Here is a 20388-nt window from a genome sequence, read left to right on the forward strand (position 1 = left end):
CGCGACCGAGGTCACGGCAGCAGCAGGCGTCACTCGCCGCCCTCGAACCTCGCCTCGTCGAAAGGCAGCTCGCCGGCGAGCACCTTGGTGACGCGGTCGCGGTCGACCTCCTTCGTCCAGGTGCCCACGAGCAGCGTGGCGATCGCGTTGCCGGCGAAGTTCGTCAGCGCGCGGGCCTCGGACATGAACCGGTCGATGCCGAGCACGATGCTGGTGCCCTGGGCCAGATCGGGGCGCGCGGCCTGCAGACCGGCGGTCAGCGTCGCGATGCCGGCACCGGAGACCCCCGCCGCGCCCTTCGAGGCGATCATCATGAACAGCAGCAGGCCGATCTGCTCGCCGATGCTCATGGGCGTGCCCATCGCGTCCGCGATGAACAGCGACGACATGGTCAGGTAGATGGCCGTGCCGTCGAGGTTGAACGAGTAGCCGGTCGGCACAGTGATGCCCACCACGGCCTTGTCGACACCGATGTGCTCCATCTTGGCGATCAGCCGCGGCAGCGCGGTCTCGGAAGAGCTCGTCGCGAGGATCAGCAGGAACTCCTTGCCGAGGTATCCCAGGAACTTGAACACGTTGACGCGGGTGAAGGCGTACAGGATCGCGCCGAGCACGAGGAACACGAACAGGGCGCAGGTGATGTAGAAGCCGACCATGACGGCGATGAGACTGCCGAGGCCGCCCCAGCCGGTCGCACCGATGAGCGCGGCCATGCCGCCGAAGGCGCCGATCGGGGCGACCCACATGATCATGTTCAGGATGCGGAAGACGATCTTCTGCAGATACTCGACGACCTTCAGCACCGGCTGCGCCTTCTCGCCCATGCCCTGCACGGCGAAGCCGACGAGCAGCGCGACGAACAGACCCGAGATGACCTCGCCGTCGGTGAACGGGGCGAAGAGACTGTCCGGGATGATGCCGAGCACGAAGTCCTGGATCGTGCCGGTGTCACTCGATGCGCTGCTCGAGCCGCTGTTGAGCATCTCGCCAATGTCGAGACCCTCGCCGGGCTTGATAATGTTGCCGACGGTCAGGCCGATCACCAGTGCGACGAACGACATGATGATGAAGTACAGCAGCGCGAGACCGCCGATCTTGCCGACCGTGGCCGCCTTGGCGATCGAGCCGATGCCCAGCACGATCGTGGTGAAGATGATCGGCACGATGAGCATCTTGATCAGGTTGACGAACCCGGTCGCGAGGATCTTCAGGCTGACGGCCTGGTGCGGGAAGATGAAGCCGAAGATCACGCCGAGCACCGCCGCGGCGATGACCAGCGCGTAGAGCCAGAAACTCGATCGCTTCTTCTTGGGCGTCGTGGATGATGGCGCGGGGGATGCTGAGGTCACTGCTGAGCTCGCCATTGCTGTCCTTCTTCATCGAAGTGGTGCGTTTTCGGGATGGCGCCCGTCGCATGACGGCCGGTCCCGGCAGCACTGCGGCGAACTGCTGGATTATAGCGCCGAGTCGCGTCTGACGCAAGTCGAAGTCGTACGCGCTGCGCGGTCATCCCGCCGGCACCGGTCGACGACGCCCCGGCCACGTCGTACATCCCCCGCCCAGTCACGTCCTCCCTCGCCCAGCCGTGCGGCGAGACCGTGCTACTGCAGCGACGAGGTCAGCCGGCAGAGGTTGTCGGCGATCGTCTGCGGCACCGACCGCTGCCGCCACTCCTCCATGGTCAGCTGCGTGCTGTTCGCCCGGTAGTCCTTCGCGATGCGCTCCAGCGCGTCGGCGGGACCCTCCCCGTACAGCAGCACCGTGACCTCCATGTTCAGCGTGAACGAGCGCATGTCCATGTTGCTCGACCCCAGCGCCGAGACGAGCTGGTCGACGACGACGTACTTCGTGTGCAGCAGGTTCGGCGCCCGGTACCGCCAGATGTGCACGCCCATGCGCAGCAGCTGCTCGTAGTACGAGCTCTGCGCATGCTGCACGAGGAACTGGTCGGCGATCTCCGACACGTACAGGTCCACCCGCACCCCGCGCGCCGTGATGTTCGTCAGCGCGTACAGCATCGCCTCGTTGGGCACGAAGTAAGGGCTGACGATCTGCACCGACGTGCGCGCGTGGTACAGCAGGGCGAGGAACATCTTGAGATTCGACTCGTTCGCGTACCCGGGCCCGCTGGCGACGATCTGGCAGTGCACCGGCCCGCGCAGCTCGTGGACGTCACGCGCGAAGCGCTCGGTGAGCGTCTCCTCGAGCACCTCCTCGCCGCACTCGATGAACCAGTCCGTGGCGAACACCGCGTCGAGCTCGGCGACGGCCGGCCCGTCGAACCGGGCCATGAGATCCACCCAGTGCATGCCGCGGCGGATCGCCTTGCGCTTGTGGTAGCTCGGGTGGATGAGGTTGAGGGATCCCGTATAGCCGATCTCGCCGTCGATCGTGACGATCTTGCGATGGTTGCGCAGATCGGGACGCTGGAACCGGCCCCGCAGCGGCTCCAGCGGCAGCATGTACGTCCAGTCGGCCCCCGTCGCCTCCAGCTCGCGGCGGGTGCGCCGGAACCCCGCCGTGCGCCGGGAGGCCCAGAAGTCGATGAGCACCCGCACCTTCACCCCGCGGGCGACGGCCCGCTGCAGCGCCGCGAACAGGGGCGCCGTCGTCTCGTCGTACGCGAGGATGTAGAACTGCACGTGCACGCGATGGCGGGCGCGGTCGATGTCGTCGACCATGCGCGCGAACGCCTCGGCTGCGTCCTCGTGGATGTGGACGTGGTTGCCGCCGACGAGAGGCATGCCGCTCAGTCGCTGGTTGAGCTCGATGACCTCGGTGAACCAGTCGGGCGCGCCGACGAGCCCGGTCTCCACGTGCAACGACGGGGAGCGGCCGCCGATGCGTCGGGCGGCGAGCTCCTGCTTGAGCCGCCGCTCGCGCGGCAGGTGGTTCGTGCCGATGACGAGGAACAGCAGGATGCCCACGAACGGCAGGAACGAGATCGTCAGCAGCCAGGCCGTGCCTGACGCCGGCGTGCGGTTGCGGGGCACCACGAGCAGGGCGATGACGCGGATGACGACGTCGAGCGCCATCAGGCCGAGCAGCACCCAGCCGGAGACGCCGAGCGTGGCCATGATCACTCCGTCTGCTGCGACGCGGCGGCGATGTGGTGGTGGATCACCTCGGCGATGATGAAGCTGAGGAACTTCTCGGCGAACTCCGGGTCGAGGTTCGACTCCACGGCGAGCGCCTTCAGCCGGGCGATCTGCTCCCGCTCGCGAGCCTTGTCCGATGCGGGCAGACCGAGCTGGGCCTTCAGCTCGCCGACCTCCTTGGTGCACTTGAACCGCTCGGCGAGGATGTGCACCAAGGCCGCATCGAAATTGTCGATGCTCTCGCGCAGCTGCAGCAGTCGCTCAGGGATCTCCACCTCGTCTTGGGCCATGGGGTCATTCTAGCCGGCCCCGACGGCCACCAGCCCTCCGCTCTCCCGACACGGCCCGGCGGCGGGTCGCGTCGGGCGGCGCCCCGCCGCCCGGGCATGATCGCGCGGACCGGCAGGCGGTGAGACGACGCCCCTCTTCCCTCCCCGCCGAGCCCGGTGCTACGGTGTGAGGCGTCGGCCCGGACGGCACGACGTGGCCAAGAACCCGGCCGTCGCGCGTCCTCTGCCCGCCTCTCCTCCCCGCCGAGGACGCGCTGGCGGCCCTCGCCCCTTCACGGCGGGCCGATGCACCGACCGATGACCGGGGAGATCCCGCCGGGACGGCCGGGCTCGCGGACGGCGATCGCCGTCCGCATCCGTCTCTTCTCACAGGAGCAGCATCACCATGGCCTCCATCGAGCGTTTCGGCGCCTGGCTGACGAAATGGTTCACCGCGATCGTCCTCGCCTGGACGGTCTTCAACTATTTGGTCCCCGGCACGAGCCTGTGGGCGAAGTCGTACACCGGCTACTTGCTCGGCATCGTCCTGTTCGGCATGGGGCTGACCCTGACCGTCCACGATTTCGCGCGCATCATCAGGATGCCGATCGGGGTCATCCTCGGCACCGTCGCCCATTTCGTGATCATGCCGCTGATCGCCGTCCTCCTCTGCTGGGTGTTCCGGCTCGATGGCGCGCTGGCCGTCGGCGTGATCCTCGTGGGCAGCTGCCCGTCGGGCACGTCCTCCAACGTCATGTCCTTCCTCTCCCGCGGCGACGTGGCCCTGGACGTGTCGATCGGCCTGCTCTCGACCCTGCTCGCCCCGGTGATGATCCCGCTGATCATGCAGACCCTCGCGAGCCAGTACGTCGAGATCCCCACGAAGCAGCTGTTCCTCAGCGCGCTCGAGGTGGTGCTCGTCCCCATCGTCCTCGGCCTGGTCGTGCACGCCCTCCTCGGCGACCGCGTGGAGCGGGTCACACCGGTGCTGCCCGCCGTCTCGCAGATCGCGATCCTGCTCATCATCGGTGTCGTCGTCGCCGTGAACCACGACAAGCTGCTGTCCACGGACACGGCGCTGCTCCTCCCCGTGGTGATGCTGCACAACCTGCTCGGGTACCTGCTCGGCTGGCTGTTCAGCCGGATGATGTTCCGGGTGTACCCGATGGGCTTCGGCTACGCGCAGCAGAAGGCGATCACCTTCGAGGTCGGCATGCAGGACTCGGCGCTGGGCGCGACCCTCGCGCTCAAGGCGTTCGCCGCGACCCCGATCGCCGCGATCCCCTCGACGTTCTTCAGCGTCTGGCACAACATCTCCGGCTCGGTCCTCTCGTCGCTGTGGCGACGGCATGACGACCGCAACGGGATCGACCCGGCGACGGGCGTGATGTCTTCCTCTCCCGCGGCGGCGAAGGCCTGAGTCCATCGCCGGGGGCCGCGGCGACGGTGGCGCATCCGTGGTCGTCGCGTTCCACGGCCCCGCGGTTCACCCGGCATTGGTAGCATCAGCCCTGTCAGCGCCGAGTGGCCCTGACCGCCACGTCGAGAAAGGCAGCGGCATCATGGGGAAGAAGCACAGCAAGGCCGAGCAGGCCGCGACGGATGCGCTGAAGAAGGCGCGCAAGGCCGTCAAGGAGGCGCGGCGACTGGCCGACAGGGCTGACAAGTCCGCGCGGCGTGAGGCCCGCGAGCTCGAGCACACCCTGGAGCTGCTCGCCCAGCGAGCACAGGAACGACTGAACACCCGGTCCACGGTCAGGACGCCCGAGGTCGCGACGCCGAAGGCGCCGGCCCCCGCAGGCGGAGCCGCGAAACGCGCTGCGGGGAAGGCGGCGAAGACGGACGCGGGCAGGAAGCGCGCGGGCACGAAGAGCGCAGGAGCCGCACACACCGCCGGGAGGACGAGCACCGGCGCCGCGAAACGGGCGAGGGGCGGAGCGACGAAGCCGGCGACACCGGCCGACCGCCCCGCGGACCTCTCCGCGCGCACCGTCGCCGAGCTGCGCGCCTTCGCCCGCGAGCGCGGGCTGGGCGGCTACTCGCAGATGACGAAGGCGCAGCTGATCGAGCTGCTCGGCTGACCGGCCCCGTCCCGGGTCAGCGGCGCAGCCGACGGCGGGCCAGCCAGTTGCCGAGCCCCTGGACGATCTGGACGATGAGCACGATGACGATGACCGTCGCCCACGTGATCGTCGGGTTCGCCTGACGGTAGCCGTACTGGATCGCATAGTTGCCGAGGCCGCCGGCGCCCACGACACCGGCGATGGCCGACATGTCGACGATCGCGACGAACGCGTACGTGTACCCCAGGATCAGCGCGCCGAGTCCCTCCGGGATGAGCACGGAGAAGATGATGCGCGGCAGGCCGGCACCCATCGCCCGGGCCGCCTCGATGACGCCCGGGTTGACCGTGACGAGATTCTGCTCGACCAGGCGGGCGATGCCGAACGTCGCGGCGAACACCATGGTGAACGTCGCCGCCTGGATGCCGATGCCGATGCCGATCACCGCTCTGGCGAGCGGCTGCAGCGCGGCGATGAGGATGACGAACGGGATCGGTCGGAAGAAGTTCACCAGCACGTTGAGCAGCTGGAAGACGAACCGGTTCTCCAGCAGGTTGCCGCGCCGGGTCAGATACAGCAGCAGGCCGACGCCGAGGCCCAGCACGCCGCCGATCGCCAGCGCGATGACGACCATGTAGAGCGTCTGCCCGGTGCTCTCGATCAGGTCGGGGATGATCTCTCCCCAGTCAGTGGTGCGCATGTCAGGCGACCTCCTCGATGCACTCGTCCGCGGTGAGCTCGTCGACCGCACGGGTGACCGCGTCGGCGGGCCCGGTGAGCTCGTGGAGCAGATACCCGAACCCACGCCCCTGCACGGTGTTCACCCCGCCGTAGACGAGCTCGGCGCAGACGCCCTCGCGGCCGGCGACCCGTTCGACGAGCCCCTGCACGTCGTGATCATCGCGCACGCGCACGCTGAGCAGCCGTCCGGGGTGCAGCCGCCGCAGCTCCGCGAACTCCGCGTGCGGCGGCGTGGGCCGCACCAGCGTCCGCATGAACCGCCGGGTGACCGGCTGACGCGGGTCAGAGAGGACGCGGTAGACGTCACCCTGCTCGACGACCCGGCCGTGCTCCATGACGACGACCTGGTCGGCGAGGGCGCGCACCACGTCCATCTCGTGGGTGATGACGACCATGGTGACGCCGAGCTCGTCGTTGACACGGCGCAGCAGCTCCAGCACGTCCTGGGTCGTCTCGGGGTCGAGCGCGCTCGTCGCCTCGTCGGCGAGCAGCACACTCGGCGAGGTGGCCAGCGCGCGGGCGATGCCCACCCGCTGCTTCTGCCCGCCGGAGAGCTGGTCGGGATGGTTGTCGGCACGGTCGGCGAGCCCGACGAAGTCGAGCAGCTCCCGCACCCGCTCCCGCCGACGCTCCGCCGGAATCCCGGCCAGGCGCAGCGGGAACTCCACGTTGCGGAAGACCGTCTTCGACTCCATCAGGTTGAACTGCTGAAAGATCATCCCGATGTCGCGTCGGGCTCGGCGCAGCTGCCGCTCGGGCAGCGCGCTGAGCTCCTGCCCGCGCACGACGACGCGGCCGGAGGTGACCGGCTCGAGGGCGTTGATCAGCCGCACGAGCGTGCTCTTGCCCGCCCCGGAGTAGCCGATGACCGCTGTGATGGTGCCCTCGGCGATCTCCACGGAGACGTCGTCGACGGCGGTGACGGGGTCACCGCCCCGCCCCGGGGACGGATAGGCCTTGGAGACGTGCTCCAGCGTGATGATCGACATCCCGTTTCCTCTCTTCTGCTCCCCGGCCCGCCCTCATGTGCGCCGGCGGTCATGACCGGCCACGACCGCACGTCGTGTTCGCTGTCGCCGCGGTCGACCTCCTCGTCGCTGCGACGCTCCCGTCCTCGCACGGCACGAGGGGCGACGCTGCGGCGCCGCCCCTCGACCCTGCCACACATCGACCGCGGATGCCGATGCGTGAGCCCGATCAGTGCTGCGAGCGGATCTGATCCTCGGTGGTGGCGAGCAGCTGCTGCAGCTCGTCGGCCGGAGTCTTCAGCAGCGTGGCGGTGTTCCCGCTGGCCTCCTGCAGGCCGTCCTGCACCGACTGGGTGTCCTGGAAGATGCTCACCAGACGGTTGTAGGTCTCGTCGTCCTTGTCCTCGGCGCGTGAGACCCAGACGTTGATGTACGGCTTCGCGCTCTCGCTGTCGGCGTCAGACTGCGCGAGCGGCTGCTGGCCGACGAGTCCGGCGTTCTTCAGGAAGTCGTTGTTGACGACGGCGCCGGCGATGTCGTCGAGGCTGTTGGCGGTCTGGTCGGCCGACAGCTCCGTCACCTTGACCTTCGAGGCGCCCTCATCGACGTCGCGGGTGTCGGTCACCGCCGTCCAGTCTCCCCTGAGCGTGATCAGCCCGGCGTCCTGCAGCACGCCGAGCGCACGGGCGCGGTTCGTCTCGTCCGCGGGGACGGCGACGGTCGCGCCCTCCGGGATCTGGTCGACCGACTGGTACTGCTTCGAGTACAGGCCGAGCGGGTAGATCGCGGTCGCGCCGATCGGGGTGAGGTCCTGGTCGTTCTGCACGTTGTAGTTGGCCAGGTAGATGATGTGCTGGAACTCATTGAGGTCCAGCTCGCCCTCGGCGAGCGCCGGGTTCGGCTGCGTGTACTCGGTGAAGTCGATGATGTCGACGCTGATGCCAGCGTCCTTCGCCGCGTCCTCGAACGCCGGCCACTGCGGATCGCTCGCGCCGACGACGCCGATGCGCACGGGATTGCCCTCGCTGCCCTTCTCCGCGTCGGACTGCCCCGATCCGCTCGCGCAGCCGGTGAGCAGGGCGCCGATGAGCGGCACGCCGACGGCCAGTCCGATGAGCTTCCTCTTCGAGATCTTCATGATGGGTCCCCTTTCGCTGTCACCTGCGTCGCCGCTGCGGGGGTTCCGCGGCGGGACAACGTGCCCCATCGTGCCAGCCCGGCGGCCCCCGATGCCAGTCGGGACGTCATCCGCGGTAACAGCGCGAGGCGCTGAAGGCGGTCTTCCTCCTCGACCGCTGCCCGAGAGCACTCCTGCGACGCACGCGTGCCGACCCCGCCGGGTCACCGCCCCGCAGCGCGGCCGCGGCCCCACGCGCCTCGGCATCGATTCCGCGCCACCGGGCCCGAATCACCCTATCCTTGTCTGGTACACCACTGAAGGAAGCCTGCATGTCACATCACGACGCGCCCGGCGACGACGCCACGCCTCTCTCCCCGACCGAGGTCTCGCGCATCCGCAACGATTTCCCCATCCTCGACCGTCGCATCGGCGACCGGCCGCTCGTGTACCTCGACTCCAGCGCGACCGGCCAGCGGCCGATCAGCGTGCTGGACGCGGTGCAGGAGTTCGACGAGATGCGCAACGCCGCCGTGCACCGTGGCGCCCACACGCTCGCCGGCGAGTCGACCGAGCTGTTCGAGGCGGCCCGCCACCGGGTCGCGGCGTTCGTCGGCGCCGATGACGACGAGATCGCCTGGACGAAGAACGCCACCGAGGCGCTCAACGTCGTCGCGTACGGCTTCATCAACGCCACCGCCGGCCGCGGCGGCGAGGCCGCCCGCCGGTTCGCGCTGCGCCCGGGCGACGAGATCGTGATCACCGAGATGGAGCACCACGCGAACCTGGTGCCCTGGCAGGAGGTCGCCGCGCACACCGGCGCGACGCTGCGGTGGATCCCGCTGACCGACGAGGGCGAGCTGGACCTCGCCGCGGCACGCGACCTGATCGGCGAGCGCACCCGCGTGCTCGCGTTCACCCACGTGTCGAACGTGCTCGGCACGATCAACCCGGTCGCCGAGCTCGTGCGGCTCGGCCGCGCGGCGGGCGCGGTCGTCGTGCTCGACGCCTGCCAGTCGGCCCCGCACCTGCCGCTCGACCTGCACGCGCTCGACGTCGACTTCGCCGCGTTCAGCGGGCACAAGATGCTCGGCCCCACCGGCATCGGCGCACTGTACGGGCGCCGCGAGATGTTCGACGCCCTGCCACCGTTCATCACAGGCGGGTCGATGATCCAGACCGTGACGATGGAGCGCACCGACTTCATGCCGGCCCCCACCCGCTTCGAGGCGGGCACGCAGCCGGTCGCCCAGGCGGTCGGGCTCGGCGCCGCCGTCGACTACCTGCAGCACATCGGGATGGCGCGCATCGCCGCGTGGGAGCACCGGCTCGGCCAGCGGCTCGCCCGGGGTGTCACCGAGATCCCGGGGGTGCGGCTGCTCGGCCCTCGGCCAGGGGTGGCGCGCGCGGGCATGGCCGCCGTGGACGTGGCCGGCGTGCACGCCCACGACGTCGGCCAGTTCCTCGACGACCGCGGCATCGCCGTGCGCGTCGGTCACCACTGCGCGCAGCCGCTGCACCGCCGCTTCGGCGTCACCGCCTCGACCCGGGCGAGCGTGTACCTGTACAGCACCGAGGCCGAGGTGGACGCGTTCCTGAACGCGCTCGCCGACGTGCGCGGGTTCTTCGGGGTCGCGCGATGAGCGGGCTGCAGGATCTCTACCAGACGGTCATCCTCGAGGAGGCCAGGGAGCGCCGCGGCGGCGACCGCTACGGCGAGGGAGGCTGGTCGGGGCACTCCCACCAGGTCAACCCCACCTGCGGCGACGAGCTGACGCTCGGCGTGCGGCTCGACGATGACGGCAGGATCGCCGCGATCGGCTGGGAGGGGGACGGCTGCTCGATCTCGATGGCGAGCGCCTCCCTGATGACCGACCTGCTCGAGGGACGCACCGTCGCCGAGGCGCTCGAGCTCATCGCGGAGTTCCGGCGGGTGATGCACTCCCGCGGCGCCGAGGAGCCGGACCCGGAGCGGTTCGGCGACGCCGTCGCGCTGGGCGGGGTGAGTCGATATGTGATGCGGGTCAAGTGCGCGATGCTCGGCTGGGTGGCGCTGGAGGACGCACTGCACAGGGCTGAGGCCTGAATGGACGCGGACGCGATCATCCGCATCGTCTACCTGGTCGGCATCAGCTCCTTCGCCGTCAGCGGCGTGCTCGCCGCCGCGCGGGTGGAGCTCGACTTCTTCGGCGCCCTGCTCGTCGGCCTGCTGTGCGCGGTGGGCGGCGGGACACTGCGCGAGACACTGCTCGGCAACACCCCGGTGTACTGGATGCACGACCAGGTCATCCTGCCCACCGTGCTCACCGTGGCCACGACGGCGTTCGTGATCGTGCGGTTCGTCGCGATCCCCCGCTGGCTGCTCGAGATGACTGACATCGCGGGGCTCGCGATCGTCTCGGTCATCGGGGCGAAGGCCGCGATCGCGGCGGACGCGACCCCACTGGCCGTCTGGATCGTCGCGGTGCTCACCGGGGTCACCGGCGAGATCATCCGCGACCTGCTCGTCGCGCAGTCGCCGCCGGTGCTGCTCGTGCGCGAGATCTACGCGGCCGCGTCGTTCGTCGGCGCGGTCGTCTACTGGGCGCTGCACGTGACCGGCGCGGGCGACCTGACCGCGACCGCCGTCGCGGTGCTCACGATCGCCGTGATCCGGGTGGTGGCGATCTGGCGGGGCTGGAGCCTGCCGAAGGCCCGGCTGCGCGTGCAGCCGCACACTTCGATCGCCGACGAGCTCTGAGCTCGGGAGCCCGACCGCCGGCGCATGGTCTCCTCATGTCCCCGGTCCGGGCGGCCCGGGCTGCGGCACACATGTCACGACGCGGACGAGGCGACGGCCGGGTATCCGTGCAGGCCCCGTGCAGACGATGGACGGCGCCGCACCCCGGGGTGCGGCGCCGTCCGGTCAGCGCGTTCTGACGATCACCTCACGTCGAGCAGGTCGATCACGAAGATCAGGGTCTGTCCGGCGAGCGGATGCCCGCTGCCGGCCGGCCCGTAGGCGAGGTGCGGCGGCACCACGAGCTGCCGGCGCCCGCCGACCCGCATGCCGGGGATGCCCATCTGCCACCCCTTGATCAGCCCGCGCAGCGGGAACGTGATCGACTCGCCGCGGCTCCAGGAGGAGTCGAACTCCTCGCCGGACTCCCACCCCACGCCGAGGTAGTGCACCTCGACGGTGGCACCGGGCGTGGCCTCCGCGCCGTCGCCGACGACGAGGTCCTCGATGTCGAGCGCGTCCGGGGCGGGCCCGCTGGGGAAGTCGATCTCTGGTCTGGTCAGTTCGGTCATGACGGCCAGCCTACCGGTCGTGGCGGTCAGCGGCATCGTCCGCGTGGCGCTCCGCGGCGTCCGCCTCGGCCTCGGCGAGATCCTCGGCGTACAGCCCGGGGTCCGCGGTCTCGGCGATCTCGTCGGCGGCCGCGGCCCCGAGGTCGACCTGCTCGGCGGCCGCGCTCCGGTGCTGCCGGCGCTGCACGATGACCCCGGCGACGACGGAGACGCCGGCGACCACGAGGCTCAGGTACAGCTGCACGCGGATCTCGGGGTCGCGGTTGAACGTCATGTACACGAGCAGGGCGACGAGGCTGATGATGACGAGCCAGGTGATCCATGGGAAGCCCCACATGCGGATCGTGCCCCGGTCACGGCCGGGCACGATACCCTGGGCGGCCAGCATCTTCCGGCTGCGCAGCTCCGAGACGGCGATCACGAGCCACACGAAGATGGCGACCGCGCCGGTGGAGTTCACCAGCAGGTTGAACACGGCCTTCGGCATCGCGTAGTTGAGCACCACGGAGATGAGGCCGACGCTGGCCGAGGCGAGGATCGCGACGTACGGTGTGTTGTGGCCGTTCACCCGGCGGAAGCTGCGCGGGGCCTCGCCGCGGCCGGCCAGCGAGAACGCCATGCGGGAAGCGGTGTACAGCGACGCGTTCAGGGTGGAGAGCATGGCGGTCAGCACCACGATGTCCATGATCGTATCGGTGCCCGGGATGCCCACGTAGGTCAGCGCGCTCACGAAGGGGCTCACACCCACCTCGACGGCGCTGTGCGGCAGCAGCAGCACGATGATCGCGATCGAGCCGATGTAGAACAGCATGATGCGCCACACCACGGTGTTGACGGCCTTGCGGACGGCGTGGGCCGGGTTCTCCGACTCGCCGGCGGCGACCGTGGCCACCTCGGCGCCGAACATGGAGAAGATCACGGGCAGCAGCGCGATGAACACGCCCTCGATGCCGTTGGGCAGCAGCCCGCCCTCGGCGGCGTAGTCGACGCCCTGGTGCTCACTGGGGATGACGTGGGCGAGCAACAGCACGCCGAAGACGATGAACAGCGAGATCGCGACGATCTTGATGCCGGCGAACCAGAACTCCATCTCGCCGAAGCTCTTGACCGACACGAGGTTCAGGCCGAGGAAGAAGAGCGTGAGCACGAGCGCCGGCACCCACTGGGGCATGTCGACGTACTTCGTGATGATCCTCGAGGCCGCGGTGGCCTCCACGCCCACGGTCACGACCCAGAACCACCAGTACAGCCAGCCGATCGACAGCCCCGCCCAGGGGCCGATGAACTTCGTGGCGTAGGCGGAGAACGACCCGGTGTCCGGGCTCGCCGAGGCCATCTCGCCGAGCATCCGCATGACGAGCACGATGACGACGCCGGCGAGACCGTACGAGATGAGCACGCCGGGTCCGGCGGCCTCGATCGCGCTGCTGGACGCGACGAGCAGCCCGGCGCCGATGATGCCGCCGAGTGCGATCATCGACAGGTGGCGGGGCTTGAGCGTGTGCGCGAGCCGCGGGGCCTCCTCCGAGGTGTGATCGCGGGCGCCGACGGTGAACACCGTCTCGGTCGGGGGCGCGCTCTTCGACGCGTCGGGCTTCGAGCTGGACATGGGACTCCTCACTGGGTCGTCTCCCGGTCATGACGCCGCCATGGCGTCGCCGCGGGAGCGGTTCGACGGTCGCGGGCACCGGCCGGACGCTATGGCCGCCACGGGGTCGCCGCGCACGCGAGTGGACGCGCCGGGGACGCGATCTCGCAGGTCACCGGGTTCGGGAGGGCAGGTCATGCCATCCTCGAACGAGGCGATCGGCGCCAGCCTAGGCCCATGTGGTGTGAACGCCGTGTTTCCGACCATGGCCGAACGGGCCATTCCATGGACGGAATGTCCACTCCGGGGGTCTCCCGTGCGCCTGCGCCCGCAGATGGGGTGGGAAGGTCTCAGCCGGATGACGCCGCCCCGGAACCGAGTCACTCGGCCGCCCGGACCGCACCCGCACGGAGAACGGGCCCGGTGCGGGAGTCCACTCCGCACCGGGCCCGTGTGTGGTGACGCGGTCGGTCAGCCCAGACCGGACCATCCGCGCCAGGTCGTTCCGGTCAGTTCGCCTTGAAGCCGTCGGCGATGATCGCCAGCCCCTGCTCCAGCAGCTCGTCGGAGATGACGAGCGGTGTGAGGAAGCGGATCACGTTGCCGTAGGTGCCCGCGGTGAGCACGACGACGCCGTGCTTGTGCGCGTAGTCGGCGACCTTCGCGGTCAGCTCCGCGTCCGGCTCCCTTGTCGCCGGGTCGACGATCTCGATGGCCTGCATGGCGCCGCGCCCGCGCACCTCGCCGACGCGCGGATCCGCCTGCTGCAGCTCCGTCATCCGCTTGGTGATGATCTCGCCGATGTGCAGGGCCTGCGACGCGAGGTCCTCGCGCACGACCTTGTCGAGCGTGGCCGCCGAGGCCGCCACCGCGGCCGGGTTGCCACCGTAGGTGCCGCCGATGCCGCCGGCCTGCGGGTGGTCCATGATCTCGGCGCGGCCGGTCACGGCCGACAGCGGCAGGCCACCGCCGATCGCCTTGGCCGTGGTGACCAGGTCGGCCACGACACCCTCGTACTCCATGGCGAACATGCGCCCGGTGCGGGCGATGCCCGCCTGCACCTCGTCGGCGATGAACAGCACGTCGTTCTCGTGGGCCCACTGCACGAGGGCGGGGATGTAGCCCTCGGCCGGCACGATGAAGCCGCCCTCGCCCTGGATGGGCTCGAGCAGGATCGCGGCGACGGAGTCGGCGCCGATCTGCGTCTCGATCATCGAGATCGTGCGCTTCGCGGCCTCCGGGCCGGTGAGCCCGTCACGGTAGGGGTACGAGCCCGGCACGCGGTACAGCTCGTTGGCGAACGGCCCGAAGTGCCGCTTGTAGGGCATCGCCTTGGCGGTGAGGCCCATGGTGAGGTTCGTGCGGCCGTGGAACGCGTGGTCGAAGGCGACGATGGCGTCCTTGCCGGTGTAGTTGCGGGCGAACTTCACGGCGTTCTCGACGGCCTCGGAGCCCGAGTTGAACAGCGCGGTGCGCTTCTCGAAGTCACCGGGGGTCAGCTTGTTGAGCCGCTCGCAGACCTCGACGTATCCCTCGTACGGCACGGTGGCGAACGAGGTGTGGGTGAACTGGGCGACCTGCTTCTGGACGGCCTCCACGACCTCCGGGGCCGAGTTGCCGACGCCGGTGACGGCGATGCCGGAGGCGAAGTCGATGAGGCTGTTGCCGTCGACGTCGACGATCACGCCGCCGCCCGCGGCGACCGCGTACGCCGGGAGCATCACGCCCACACCGGCGCTGACCGCGGCCTCCTTGCGTGCCTGCAGGGCGCGGGACTTCGGGCCGGGGATCTCGGTGACGAGGTTCAGCCGCTGCGGCAGCGACGGGCCGCCGACGGGGATGCTCTGATCAGTCATGGTGTCTCTCCTCATGCGAACGATGACCGCCAGTCGGAGGCTGCAGGGAACGGGGCAGCCGGGCCTGGACGCGGGCGGGTGCGACGACGACTCGCCTGCACCGACAGTACGGCGCCACACCACCTGGTTCGCATGTACCTGAGGGACATTCAGCGAAACCTGACTGTACAATCTGGCCATGTCTGTCTCGCTGCGCCGCCTCATCGGCATGAAAGAGCTCGACCTGACCGTGATCGTCGGCGACGAGAGCGGCGAGGAGACCACTCGTCGGCTGGATGCACCGATCGACTGGGTCTACGCGTCCAGCCTCGTCGACCCGATGCGCTTCCTGCCCCCGAGCCAGCTGCTGCTCACCGACGGCGCGCAGTTCCAGGCCCGGGATTTCGACTTCGACGCCTATGTCTCCCGTCTGTGCGACGGGGAGCTGATCGGGCTGGGCCTCGGCACCGGGCTCACCTGGCGGGAGTGCCCGCCCGAGCTGGCGCACGCGTGCGCGGACCATCGGCTGCCGCTGGTGGAGATCCCCTACCACGTGCCGTTCATCAAAGTCATCCGCAGCGTCGACGATCTGCAGGAGCAGGAACGTCAGCAGCATGTGCGCTGGGGCCTCGACGCGCAGCGGGCGATCTCGCGGGCGGCGATGCGCTCCAGCGATCTCGGCGCGGTGCTCGACGAGCTCTCCAGCCAGCTCGGCTGCGGCGTGGCGGTCTTCGACGGCGCCGGCGAGCTGCGCGACGTCTCCCGGCAGACCCGGCTCGGCGAGACGCAGCTGCACGAGCTCTCCGGTGCCATCGACCGGCTGATCCGCACGGGCACCCGCTCGGCCGCCCGTGTGGACGTCGACGGCAGCGAGTTCATCGTCCAGACGATCGGGGCGCCGCCGAGTGTGTCGGGCCTACTCGTCCTCAGCGGGGTGGGGCGACTCGACGGCGTGCAGCTCGACGTGGTGCAGTCCGTGCTCGCGTTCGCCGGGATCTCGCTGGAGTTCAATCGCATCCTGGCCCTGCAGCGCCACGCCGTGCGCGGCGGGGTGATCAGCGTCGCCGCGGCCGGGGACCTGCCCGCCGCGAACCGCATCGCCCGGCGCCTGTGGAACGAGCGGATCCCGAACGAGGAGCGCGCCGTCATCCACGTCATCACCCCGCCGGAGCCCCTCGTCGGACAGCTCGATCGTCTGCAGCGCACCCCCGGTGTGTTCTGGGGGATGCTGGACGACCGCGCCGTCATCGTGGCGGCCCGCCCCCGGCTCACCGAGGCGGTGAGCCTGTGCCGCTCGCACGCGGTGCGCGCAGGGGTCTCGCGGACGAGCGCCGCGCTTCCGCTCGGCCGGCTCGTCGACGAGGCACGGCAGGTGGCCGAGACGACCGTCGCCCCCGAGGTGGTGCGCTACGAGGCGGTCGCCGACTCCGGCTGGCACAACCTGCTGCGTGGGTCGATGCTCTCCGTGATCGCCGCGCAGCTGCTCGCCCCGCTCGACGAGCGCAGCCGGGCCGAGGGCGCGCAGCTGCGCGAGACCCTGCGGGTGTGGCTGCAGACGAACGGCCAGGCGGAGGCCACCGCACAGCGACTCGGCGTGCACCGGCACACGGTGCGCAACCGGATCGCCAGGGCGGCGACGCTGCTGGACATGGATCTGGACAGCTTCGAGAACCGCACGAAGATCTGGCTAGCCCTCAATGCGATCGACGACCAGCGCTGACGGTCAGCGCTCGGCCGCTGCGAGGCCGCCGTCGGCGCCGGAGCGCGCCCTCCCCGGCTCGGACAGTGTGATGGCGCCGGTGCGGGGCCGCGGGTCGACGACCATGATCGGCGCGGTCACCGGCTGCATCCCCGGCACCTCGTCCGCCGCCGGGACATGCACCGTGGCCAGACGACGGTGCGTGCGCACCCCGGAGACCGCGAGCAGCGCGAGCGCCACGACGATCGGCGCGAACACGAGCAGCTGGGTCGGTGCCGGCCGCTCGCCGAGCACCAGGGCCGCGAGGAGCACGAGCACCGGCTCCAGATAGCTCAGCAGCCCGAACAGGGTGAGGGTCAGCCGGCCGCTGGCGAGGATGTAGCTGAGCATCGCCACGCCACTGAGCACGCCGAGCCCGACGAACGCCCACCACTCGGGGGTGCCGACGGCGGCGAGCACCGCGAGCACCGGCCTCTGCGCCACGAGGGCGGCCCCCGCGGGCAGCAGCAGGAGCACCTCGAGCCAGAACACGGCGATCCCGTCCAGTCGGAACCAGCGGCGCACGGCGAAGTACGCCGGATACCCGAGTCCCACCAGCGCGGTCGGCCAGGCGAGGCTGCGGGTGGCGATGACGTCGGCGATGACGCCGACGGTCGCCAGCACGATGGCGGCGATCTGCCAGCCGTCGAGCTCGTCGTGGAACACGAGCCGCCCGATCCCCACCACCACGAGCGGCATCAGGAAGTAGCCGAGGGAGACGTCGAGGGCGTGTCCGTGCATCGGCCCCCACATGAACACCCACAGCTGCAGCGCCATCATCCCCGCGCACCCCAGCAGCACCGCGATGAGCGCCGGCCGGGCGGCGAGCCGACGCAGGATCACGCCCACCTCGTCCCAGGTGCGGGTGAGCGTGAAGGCGAGCGCGACGACGAGCACGACCCAGACGACCCGCCATGCGGTCACCTGCTCGGCCGTCAGCCCGGTGAGCATCCCCGCCAGCAGCGAGATGCCGCCGAAGAGCACGGATGCGGTGAGCGACGCGATGACGCCGATGGTGCTGTTCCCGCGCACGGTGAAAGACCTCCCACGGGCCTCGATGAGTGCCGCCTTCCGTGCCGTGCGAGGCGGCGGACGACGGTCGGCGCACTGCGCGCCTGAGCCTTCCGGAGGCGACTGTCCCCAGCGGCACGTGAGCGATCGTAACACCGCTGTAACACGGCGGAAACACCACCCCCCGCTGTGCGGCTTCGATCGTCGTCCGACCGCCGCTCCCCACGCGGGTAGATTGGGCGGATGACGCTCGAACGCTGGCACCGGCTCACCGTCTGGCCGCTCGTCGTGGGCGCCGTGGCCTTTCTCGCGGCCTACGCGTGGGAGGTGCTCGGTGACCCGCACGGAGCGGCGGACACAGTGCCGTCAATCGTCATGAACGTCGCCTGGGCGCTGTTCATCGCCGACTACCTGGTCTCGCTGTGGCTCGCACGCCCCCGGGGACACTGGTTCCTCACCCACCTGTTCGATCTCGCCCTGGTCGTGCTGCCCGTCCTCCAGCCGCTGCGGCTCGTGCGGCCGCTCCTGCTGCTGCGCGCGCTGCAGGCCTCCGTCGGCCGCACGCTGCGCGGCCGCATCATCGCCTACGCGGCCACCGGCGTGCTCATGATGGTCCTCGTCGGCTCGCTGGCCATCCTCGACGCGGAGCGCGAGGCGCCGGGCTCGTCGATCCAGACGTTCCCCAACGCCGTGTGGTGGACGTGCGTGACGATCACGACCGTCGGCTACGGCGACCTCGCCCCGGCCACGTTCGACGGCCGGCTGATCGCGATCGGGCTGATGGCCGGCGGCATCATCCTCATCGGCGTCGTCACCGGCACCCTCGCCTCCTGGATCATCGACCGGGTGCGCGAGTCGGACGAGGCGCACCAGGCGGCGACGCGGGCGCAGATCCGCGAGCTGGAGGGGCGCATCGACCGGCTGCTGACCGTCCAGGAGCGGATGGCGGAGCGACTCGACCACGCCGAGCGACGCGCCGCGCAGCCCTCCGGCCACGCCGGAGAGGCCGCTCGGGACTGATCGCGGCGGTCTCCGCCCGTCCGACGCTGGCACGGGCGACGATGATCATCCGGCCGGCGTGTGACGGCGAGCGCGCCCGGCCCCGCGGGGCGGGACCGCCCGGACGTGCTGGGCTGGCGCGCCCCGGACACGAAGAAGGCCTCGTGCTCGGTGGAGCACGAGGCCGGTTGGTGACCCCAGCGGGATTTGAACCCGCGTTACCGCCGTGAGAGGGCGATGTCCTAGGCCGCTAGACGATGGGGCCGCGACGAACGCAACTCATTGAGTATGACACAGGAGCACCACAGACAGGCAATCCGGGGTGGGATCTCGGGCGTGTCGCACCTCTCCGGTCGCCGCGGCTCAGTCGCCGCGGCCCTTCAGACCGTACAGCCGCACGAGCTCCTCGATCGCCTGCTCGCGCTCCTCTCCCCCGGCCTGCAGCATGTGCGGCACATGGGTGCGCAGGTGATTCTCGACGAGCAGAGAGTTGAGCGAGGCCAGCGAGCGCTGCACGGCGAGAGACTGCGTGACGATGTCGACGCAGTAGTCCTCCTGCTCGATCTGCCGCTCGATCGCGCGCAGCTGCCCCTCCAGGATCCGCACCCGGTGCAGCGCGCGCCGCTTGATGTCCTCGATCATGGTCTCATCCTAGGCGGGCGCCTCCCGAGCGGAGTCGCTCCATCGCGAGACCCCGGCTAGCGCCCGCTGAGCACGGGCACCCGCTCTGGCAGCGCGCACAGGGGCTGATCGCCGTGCCGGCCGCGCAGATGCCGTAGCCCGTGCAGCGACGGGTAGATCATGTACAGCACCGCCTGCGGCACCGTCTCGAGGTGCCGGTTGCACCGGTGGGCGCGATAGGTGCGCCGGAACCGCTGGACGTAGTCGCTGTAGTCTCGGAACCGCGCGTCGAGCCGACGAGCCGAGATCCCGCAGACCATGTTCGGCTCGTAGCCGACGAACAAGTGGTGCTCGGCCAGGTGGATCGACAGGTCGATGTCCTCATGGAAGAGGTCGTCCTCGTCCTGGCAGACCTCGTCGCGGATGTCCCGCCAGGCGCTCGCCCGCAGAGCCATGTTGCTGCCGAAGACGAACCGGTACTCACGGTTAAGTCGCATCAGCAGCTTCCGCAGTCGATCGTCGGCCTTCAGCCCGAAGCGGCGGAAGGGCATGTCGTAGTACATGACCGGGCCGGTCAGTGCGTCGATGTGCTGGTCGCGGAAGCGATGCCGCACGTGCCGGGCCCACTCCGGAGCGAGCAGCGAGTCGGCGTCAATGCGGCCGATCACCTCTCCGCGGGCCGCGTCAAACCCGGCGTCTCGAGTGGGGATGACCCCCTGCCGCGCATTCTGGGCGATCAGGCGCACCGAGGCGTCCGGGTGCTCGCGCTGGAAGCGGCGCACGATGGCGGCGGTGTCATCGGTGCTGCTGTTGTCGACGACGATGATCTCGTCGATCGGCTGCGTCTGCTCGGTCGCCGCGGTGAGGCAGGCGGCGATGCGCTCCTCTTCGTTGTACGCGGGAATGACGAGCGACACACTCGGAAGCCTGTCAGCAACCTCAACGGTCACGGATAGTCCTTTCGATCAGTCGCCTCCCACCATAGACCGACATCCGGCGCGCGCACGGGGCCCCACCCCCGCTTCGCAACGCAATCGTGACCTCCGATC

General features: G+C 70.0%; 19 protein-coding genes and 1 tRNA gene. 7 read left to right on the top strand and 13 right to left on the bottom strand.

Annotated features, from left to right (window positions below; translation table 11 throughout):
- Positions 1–29: 29 nt before the first annotated feature.
- The 3 genes from F8O02_RS04850 to F8O02_RS04860 all read right to left on the bottom strand — a co-directional run bounded on the left by F8O02_RS04850 (position 30) and on the right by F8O02_RS04860 (position 3388).
- Entirely contained in the window at positions 30–1364 is a 1335-nt protein-coding gene (locus F8O02_RS04850) for a cation:dicarboxylate symporter family transporter (protein ID WP_158036120.1), read from the bottom strand.
- A gap of 237 nt (positions 1365–1601) precedes the next feature.
- Positions 1602–3077, bottom strand: coding sequence for a cardiolipin synthase (gene cls, locus F8O02_RS04855; RefSeq protein WP_158036121.1), 1476 nt, complete (start codon positions 3075–3077; stop codon positions 1602–1604).
- A gap of 2 nt (positions 3078–3079) precedes the next feature.
- On the bottom strand, positions 3080–3388 hold the full coding sequence (locus tag F8O02_RS04860; protein ID WP_158036122.1) for a chorismate mutase: 309 nt from the start codon (positions 3386–3388) through the stop codon (positions 3080–3082).
- Positions 3389–3773: 385 nt separating this feature from the next.
- Here F8O02_RS04860 and F8O02_RS04865 point away from each other — a divergent pair, with 385 nt between their 5' ends.
- A complete protein-coding gene (locus F8O02_RS04865) occupies positions 3774–4787 on the top strand; it encodes a bile acid:sodium symporter family protein (RefSeq protein ID WP_158036123.1) in 1014 nt (337 codons plus the stop codon).
- Between the two features lie 142 nt (positions 4788–4929).
- The gene (locus tag F8O02_RS04870) at positions 4930–5448 is read left to right on the top strand and encodes a Rho termination factor N-terminal domain-containing protein (protein WP_158036124.1); all 519 of its coding nucleotides are present in this window, start codon (positions 4930–4932) and stop codon (positions 5446–5448) included.
- Positions 5449–5464: 16 nt separating this feature from the next.
- Here F8O02_RS04870 and F8O02_RS04875 read toward each other — a convergent pair whose 3' ends face one another.
- The 3 genes from F8O02_RS04875 to F8O02_RS04885 all read right to left on the bottom strand — a co-directional run bounded on the left by F8O02_RS04875 (position 5465) and on the right by F8O02_RS04885 (position 8277).
- The gene (locus F8O02_RS04875) at positions 5465–6130 is read right to left on the bottom strand and encodes a methionine ABC transporter permease (protein ID WP_158036125.1); all 666 of its coding nucleotides are present in this window, start codon (positions 6128–6130) and stop codon (positions 5465–5467) included.
- Between the two features lies 1 nt (position 6131).
- The gene (locus F8O02_RS04880) at positions 6132–7160 is read right to left on the bottom strand and encodes a methionine ABC transporter ATP-binding protein (RefSeq protein WP_158036126.1); all 1029 of its coding nucleotides are present in this window, start codon (positions 7158–7160) and stop codon (positions 6132–6134) included.
- 208 nt (positions 7161–7368) lie between these two features.
- Positions 7369–8277 (bottom strand): MetQ/NlpA family ABC transporter substrate-binding protein, encoded by a 909-nt coding sequence (locus F8O02_RS04885; RefSeq protein WP_158036127.1) that lies wholly within the window; start codon positions 8275–8277, stop codon positions 7369–7371.
- 311 nt (positions 8278–8588) lie between these two features.
- Between F8O02_RS04885 and F8O02_RS04890 the strand changes: the two genes are divergently transcribed.
- Genes F8O02_RS04890 through F8O02_RS04900 form a run of 3 tightly spaced genes read left to right on the top strand, consistent with a single transcriptional unit; the run spans position 8589 to position 10996 of the window.
- Positions 8589–9899: an aminotransferase class V-fold PLP-dependent enzyme gene (locus F8O02_RS04890; protein ID WP_158036128.1), complete on the top strand. Its 1311-nt coding sequence runs from the start codon at positions 8589–8591 to the stop codon at positions 9897–9899.
- Positions 9896–10342, top strand: coding sequence for a Fe-S cluster assembly sulfur transfer protein SufU (sufU, locus tag F8O02_RS04895; protein WP_158036129.1), 447 nt, complete (start codon positions 9896–9898; stop codon positions 10340–10342). The genes F8O02_RS04890 and sufU overlap by 4 nt, the downstream gene beginning before the upstream one ends.
- Positions 10343–10996 carry a trimeric intracellular cation channel family protein gene (locus F8O02_RS04900; RefSeq protein ID WP_158036130.1) on the top strand — a complete coding sequence of 218 codons (654 nt, stop codon included), beginning with the start codon at positions 10343–10345 and terminating at the stop codon, positions 10994–10996. It abuts the gene before it with no gap.
- Positions 10997–11178: 182 nt separating this feature from the next.
- Here F8O02_RS04900 and F8O02_RS04905 read toward each other — a convergent pair whose 3' ends face one another.
- From F8O02_RS04905 to gabT, 3 genes are all read right to left on the bottom strand, one after another.
- Positions 11179–11547, bottom strand: a complete 369-nt coding sequence (locus F8O02_RS04905) for an FKBP-type peptidyl-prolyl cis-trans isomerase (protein WP_158036131.1) — start codon at positions 11545–11547, stop codon at positions 11179–11181.
- Between the two features lie 10 nt (positions 11548–11557).
- Complete coding sequence (locus F8O02_RS04910; RefSeq protein WP_158036132.1) at positions 11558–13156, bottom strand: amino acid permease; 1599 nt, start codon at positions 13154–13156, stop codon at positions 11558–11560.
- 488 nt (positions 13157–13644) lie between these two features.
- Positions 13645–14991 carry a 4-aminobutyrate--2-oxoglutarate transaminase gene (gene gabT / locus F8O02_RS04915; RefSeq protein ID WP_158036133.1) on the bottom strand — a complete coding sequence of 449 codons (1347 nt, stop codon included), beginning with the start codon at positions 14989–14991 and terminating at the stop codon, positions 13645–13647.
- Between the two features lie 178 nt (positions 14992–15169).
- On the opposite strand from gabT, the gene F8O02_RS04920 reads away from it, so the two are divergent.
- Complete coding sequence (locus F8O02_RS04920) at positions 15170–16690, top strand: helix-turn-helix domain-containing protein (RefSeq protein WP_158036134.1); 1521 nt, start codon at positions 15170–15172, stop codon at positions 16688–16690.
- Between the two features lie 3 nt (positions 16691–16693).
- Here the strand turns inward: F8O02_RS04920 and rarD are convergent, their stop codons facing one another.
- Complete coding sequence (gene rarD, locus F8O02_RS04925) at positions 16694–17740, bottom strand: EamA family transporter RarD (RefSeq protein ID WP_179416346.1); 1047 nt, start codon at positions 17738–17740, stop codon at positions 16694–16696.
- Between the two features lie 222 nt (positions 17741–17962).
- Here rarD and F8O02_RS04930 point away from each other — a divergent pair, with 222 nt between their 5' ends.
- Positions 17963–18739: a potassium channel family protein gene (locus tag F8O02_RS04930; RefSeq protein ID WP_158036136.1), complete on the top strand. Its 777-nt coding sequence runs from the start codon at positions 17963–17965 to the stop codon at positions 18737–18739.
- A gap of 168 nt (positions 18740–18907) precedes the next feature.
- On the opposite strand, the gene F8O02_RS04935 is transcribed toward F8O02_RS04930, so the two are convergent.
- The 3 genes from F8O02_RS04935 to F8O02_RS04945 form a co-directional block, all read right to left on the bottom strand.
- Positions 18908–18983: transfer RNA gene (locus F8O02_RS04935), tRNA-Glu, on the bottom strand.
- Positions 18984–19081: 98 nt separating this feature from the next.
- A complete protein-coding gene (locus tag F8O02_RS04940) occupies positions 19082–19360 on the bottom strand; it encodes a metal-sensitive transcriptional regulator (protein ID WP_158036137.1) in 279 nt (92 codons plus the stop codon).
- Positions 19361–19416: 56 nt separating this feature from the next.
- Positions 19417–20289, bottom strand: a complete 873-nt coding sequence (locus F8O02_RS04945; protein WP_158036138.1) for a glycosyltransferase — start codon at positions 20287–20289, stop codon at positions 19417–19419.
- Positions 20290–20388 lie beyond the last annotated feature (99 nt).

The organism is Pseudoclavibacter caeni, assembly GCF_008831125.1.
Lineage (GTDB): Bacteria > Actinomycetota > Actinomycetes > Actinomycetales > Microbacteriaceae > Pseudoclavibacter_A > Pseudoclavibacter_A caeni.

What these genes read in the sequence shown, in the direction of transcription:
- F8O02_RS04865 (WP_158036123.1), top strand. Translation starts at nt 3,774, where the DNA reads ATGGCCTCCATCGAGCGTTTCGGCGCCTGGCTGACGAAATGGTTCACC.
- cls (WP_158036121.1), bottom strand. Translation starts at nt 3,077, where the DNA reads ATGGCCACGCTCGGCGTCTCCGGCTGGGTGCTGCTCGGCCTGATGGCG.
- F8O02_RS04880 (WP_158036126.1), bottom strand. Translation starts at nt 7,160, where the DNA reads ATGTCGATCATCACGCTGGAGCACGTCTCCAAGGCCTATCCGTCCCCG.
- F8O02_RS04905 (WP_158036131.1), bottom strand. Translation starts at nt 11,547, where the DNA reads ATGACCGAACTGACCAGACCAGAGATCGACTTCCCCAGCGGGCCCGCC.
- F8O02_RS04910 (WP_158036132.1), bottom strand. Translation starts at nt 13,156, where the DNA reads ATGTCCAGCTCGAAGCCCGACGCGTCGAAGAGCGCGCCCCCGACCGAG.
- F8O02_RS04920 (WP_158036134.1), top strand. Translation starts at nt 15,170, where the DNA reads ATGTCTGTCTCGCTGCGCCGCCTCATCGGCATGAAAGAGCTCGACCTG.
- F8O02_RS04940 (WP_158036137.1), bottom strand. Translation starts at nt 19,360, where the DNA reads ATGATCGAGGACATCAAGCGGCGCGCGCTGCACCGGGTGCGGATCCTG.
- F8O02_RS04900 (WP_158036130.1), top strand. Translation starts at nt 10,343, where the DNA reads ATGGACGCGGACGCGATCATCCGCATCGTCTACCTGGTCGGCATCAGC.
- F8O02_RS04930 (WP_158036136.1), top strand. Translation starts at nt 17,963, where the DNA reads ATGACGCTCGAACGCTGGCACCGGCTCACCGTCTGGCCGCTCGTCGTG.
- F8O02_RS04870 (WP_158036124.1), top strand. Translation starts at nt 4,930, where the DNA reads ATGGGGAAGAAGCACAGCAAGGCCGAGCAGGCCGCGACGGATGCGCTG.
- F8O02_RS04850 (WP_158036120.1), bottom strand. Translation starts at nt 1,364, where the DNA reads ATGGCGAGCTCAGCAGTGACCTCAGCATCCCCCGCGCCATCATCCACG.
- sufU (WP_158036129.1), top strand. Translation starts at nt 9,896, where the DNA reads ATGAGCGGGCTGCAGGATCTCTACCAGACGGTCATCCTCGAGGAGGCC.
- F8O02_RS04890 (WP_158036128.1), top strand. Translation starts at nt 8,589, where the DNA reads ATGTCACATCACGACGCGCCCGGCGACGACGCCACGCCTCTCTCCCCG.
- F8O02_RS04885 (WP_158036127.1), bottom strand. Translation starts at nt 8,277, where the DNA reads ATGAAGATCTCGAAGAGGAAGCTCATCGGACTGGCCGTCGGCGTGCCG.
- F8O02_RS04875 (WP_158036125.1), bottom strand. Translation starts at nt 6,130, where the DNA reads ATGCGCACCACTGACTGGGGAGAGATCATCCCCGACCTGATCGAGAGC.
- gabT (WP_158036133.1), bottom strand. Translation starts at nt 14,991, where the DNA reads ATGACTGATCAGAGCATCCCCGTCGGCGGCCCGTCGCTGCCGCAGCGG.
- F8O02_RS04860 (WP_158036122.1), bottom strand. Translation starts at nt 3,388, where the DNA reads ATGGCCCAAGACGAGGTGGAGATCCCTGAGCGACTGCTGCAGCTGCGC.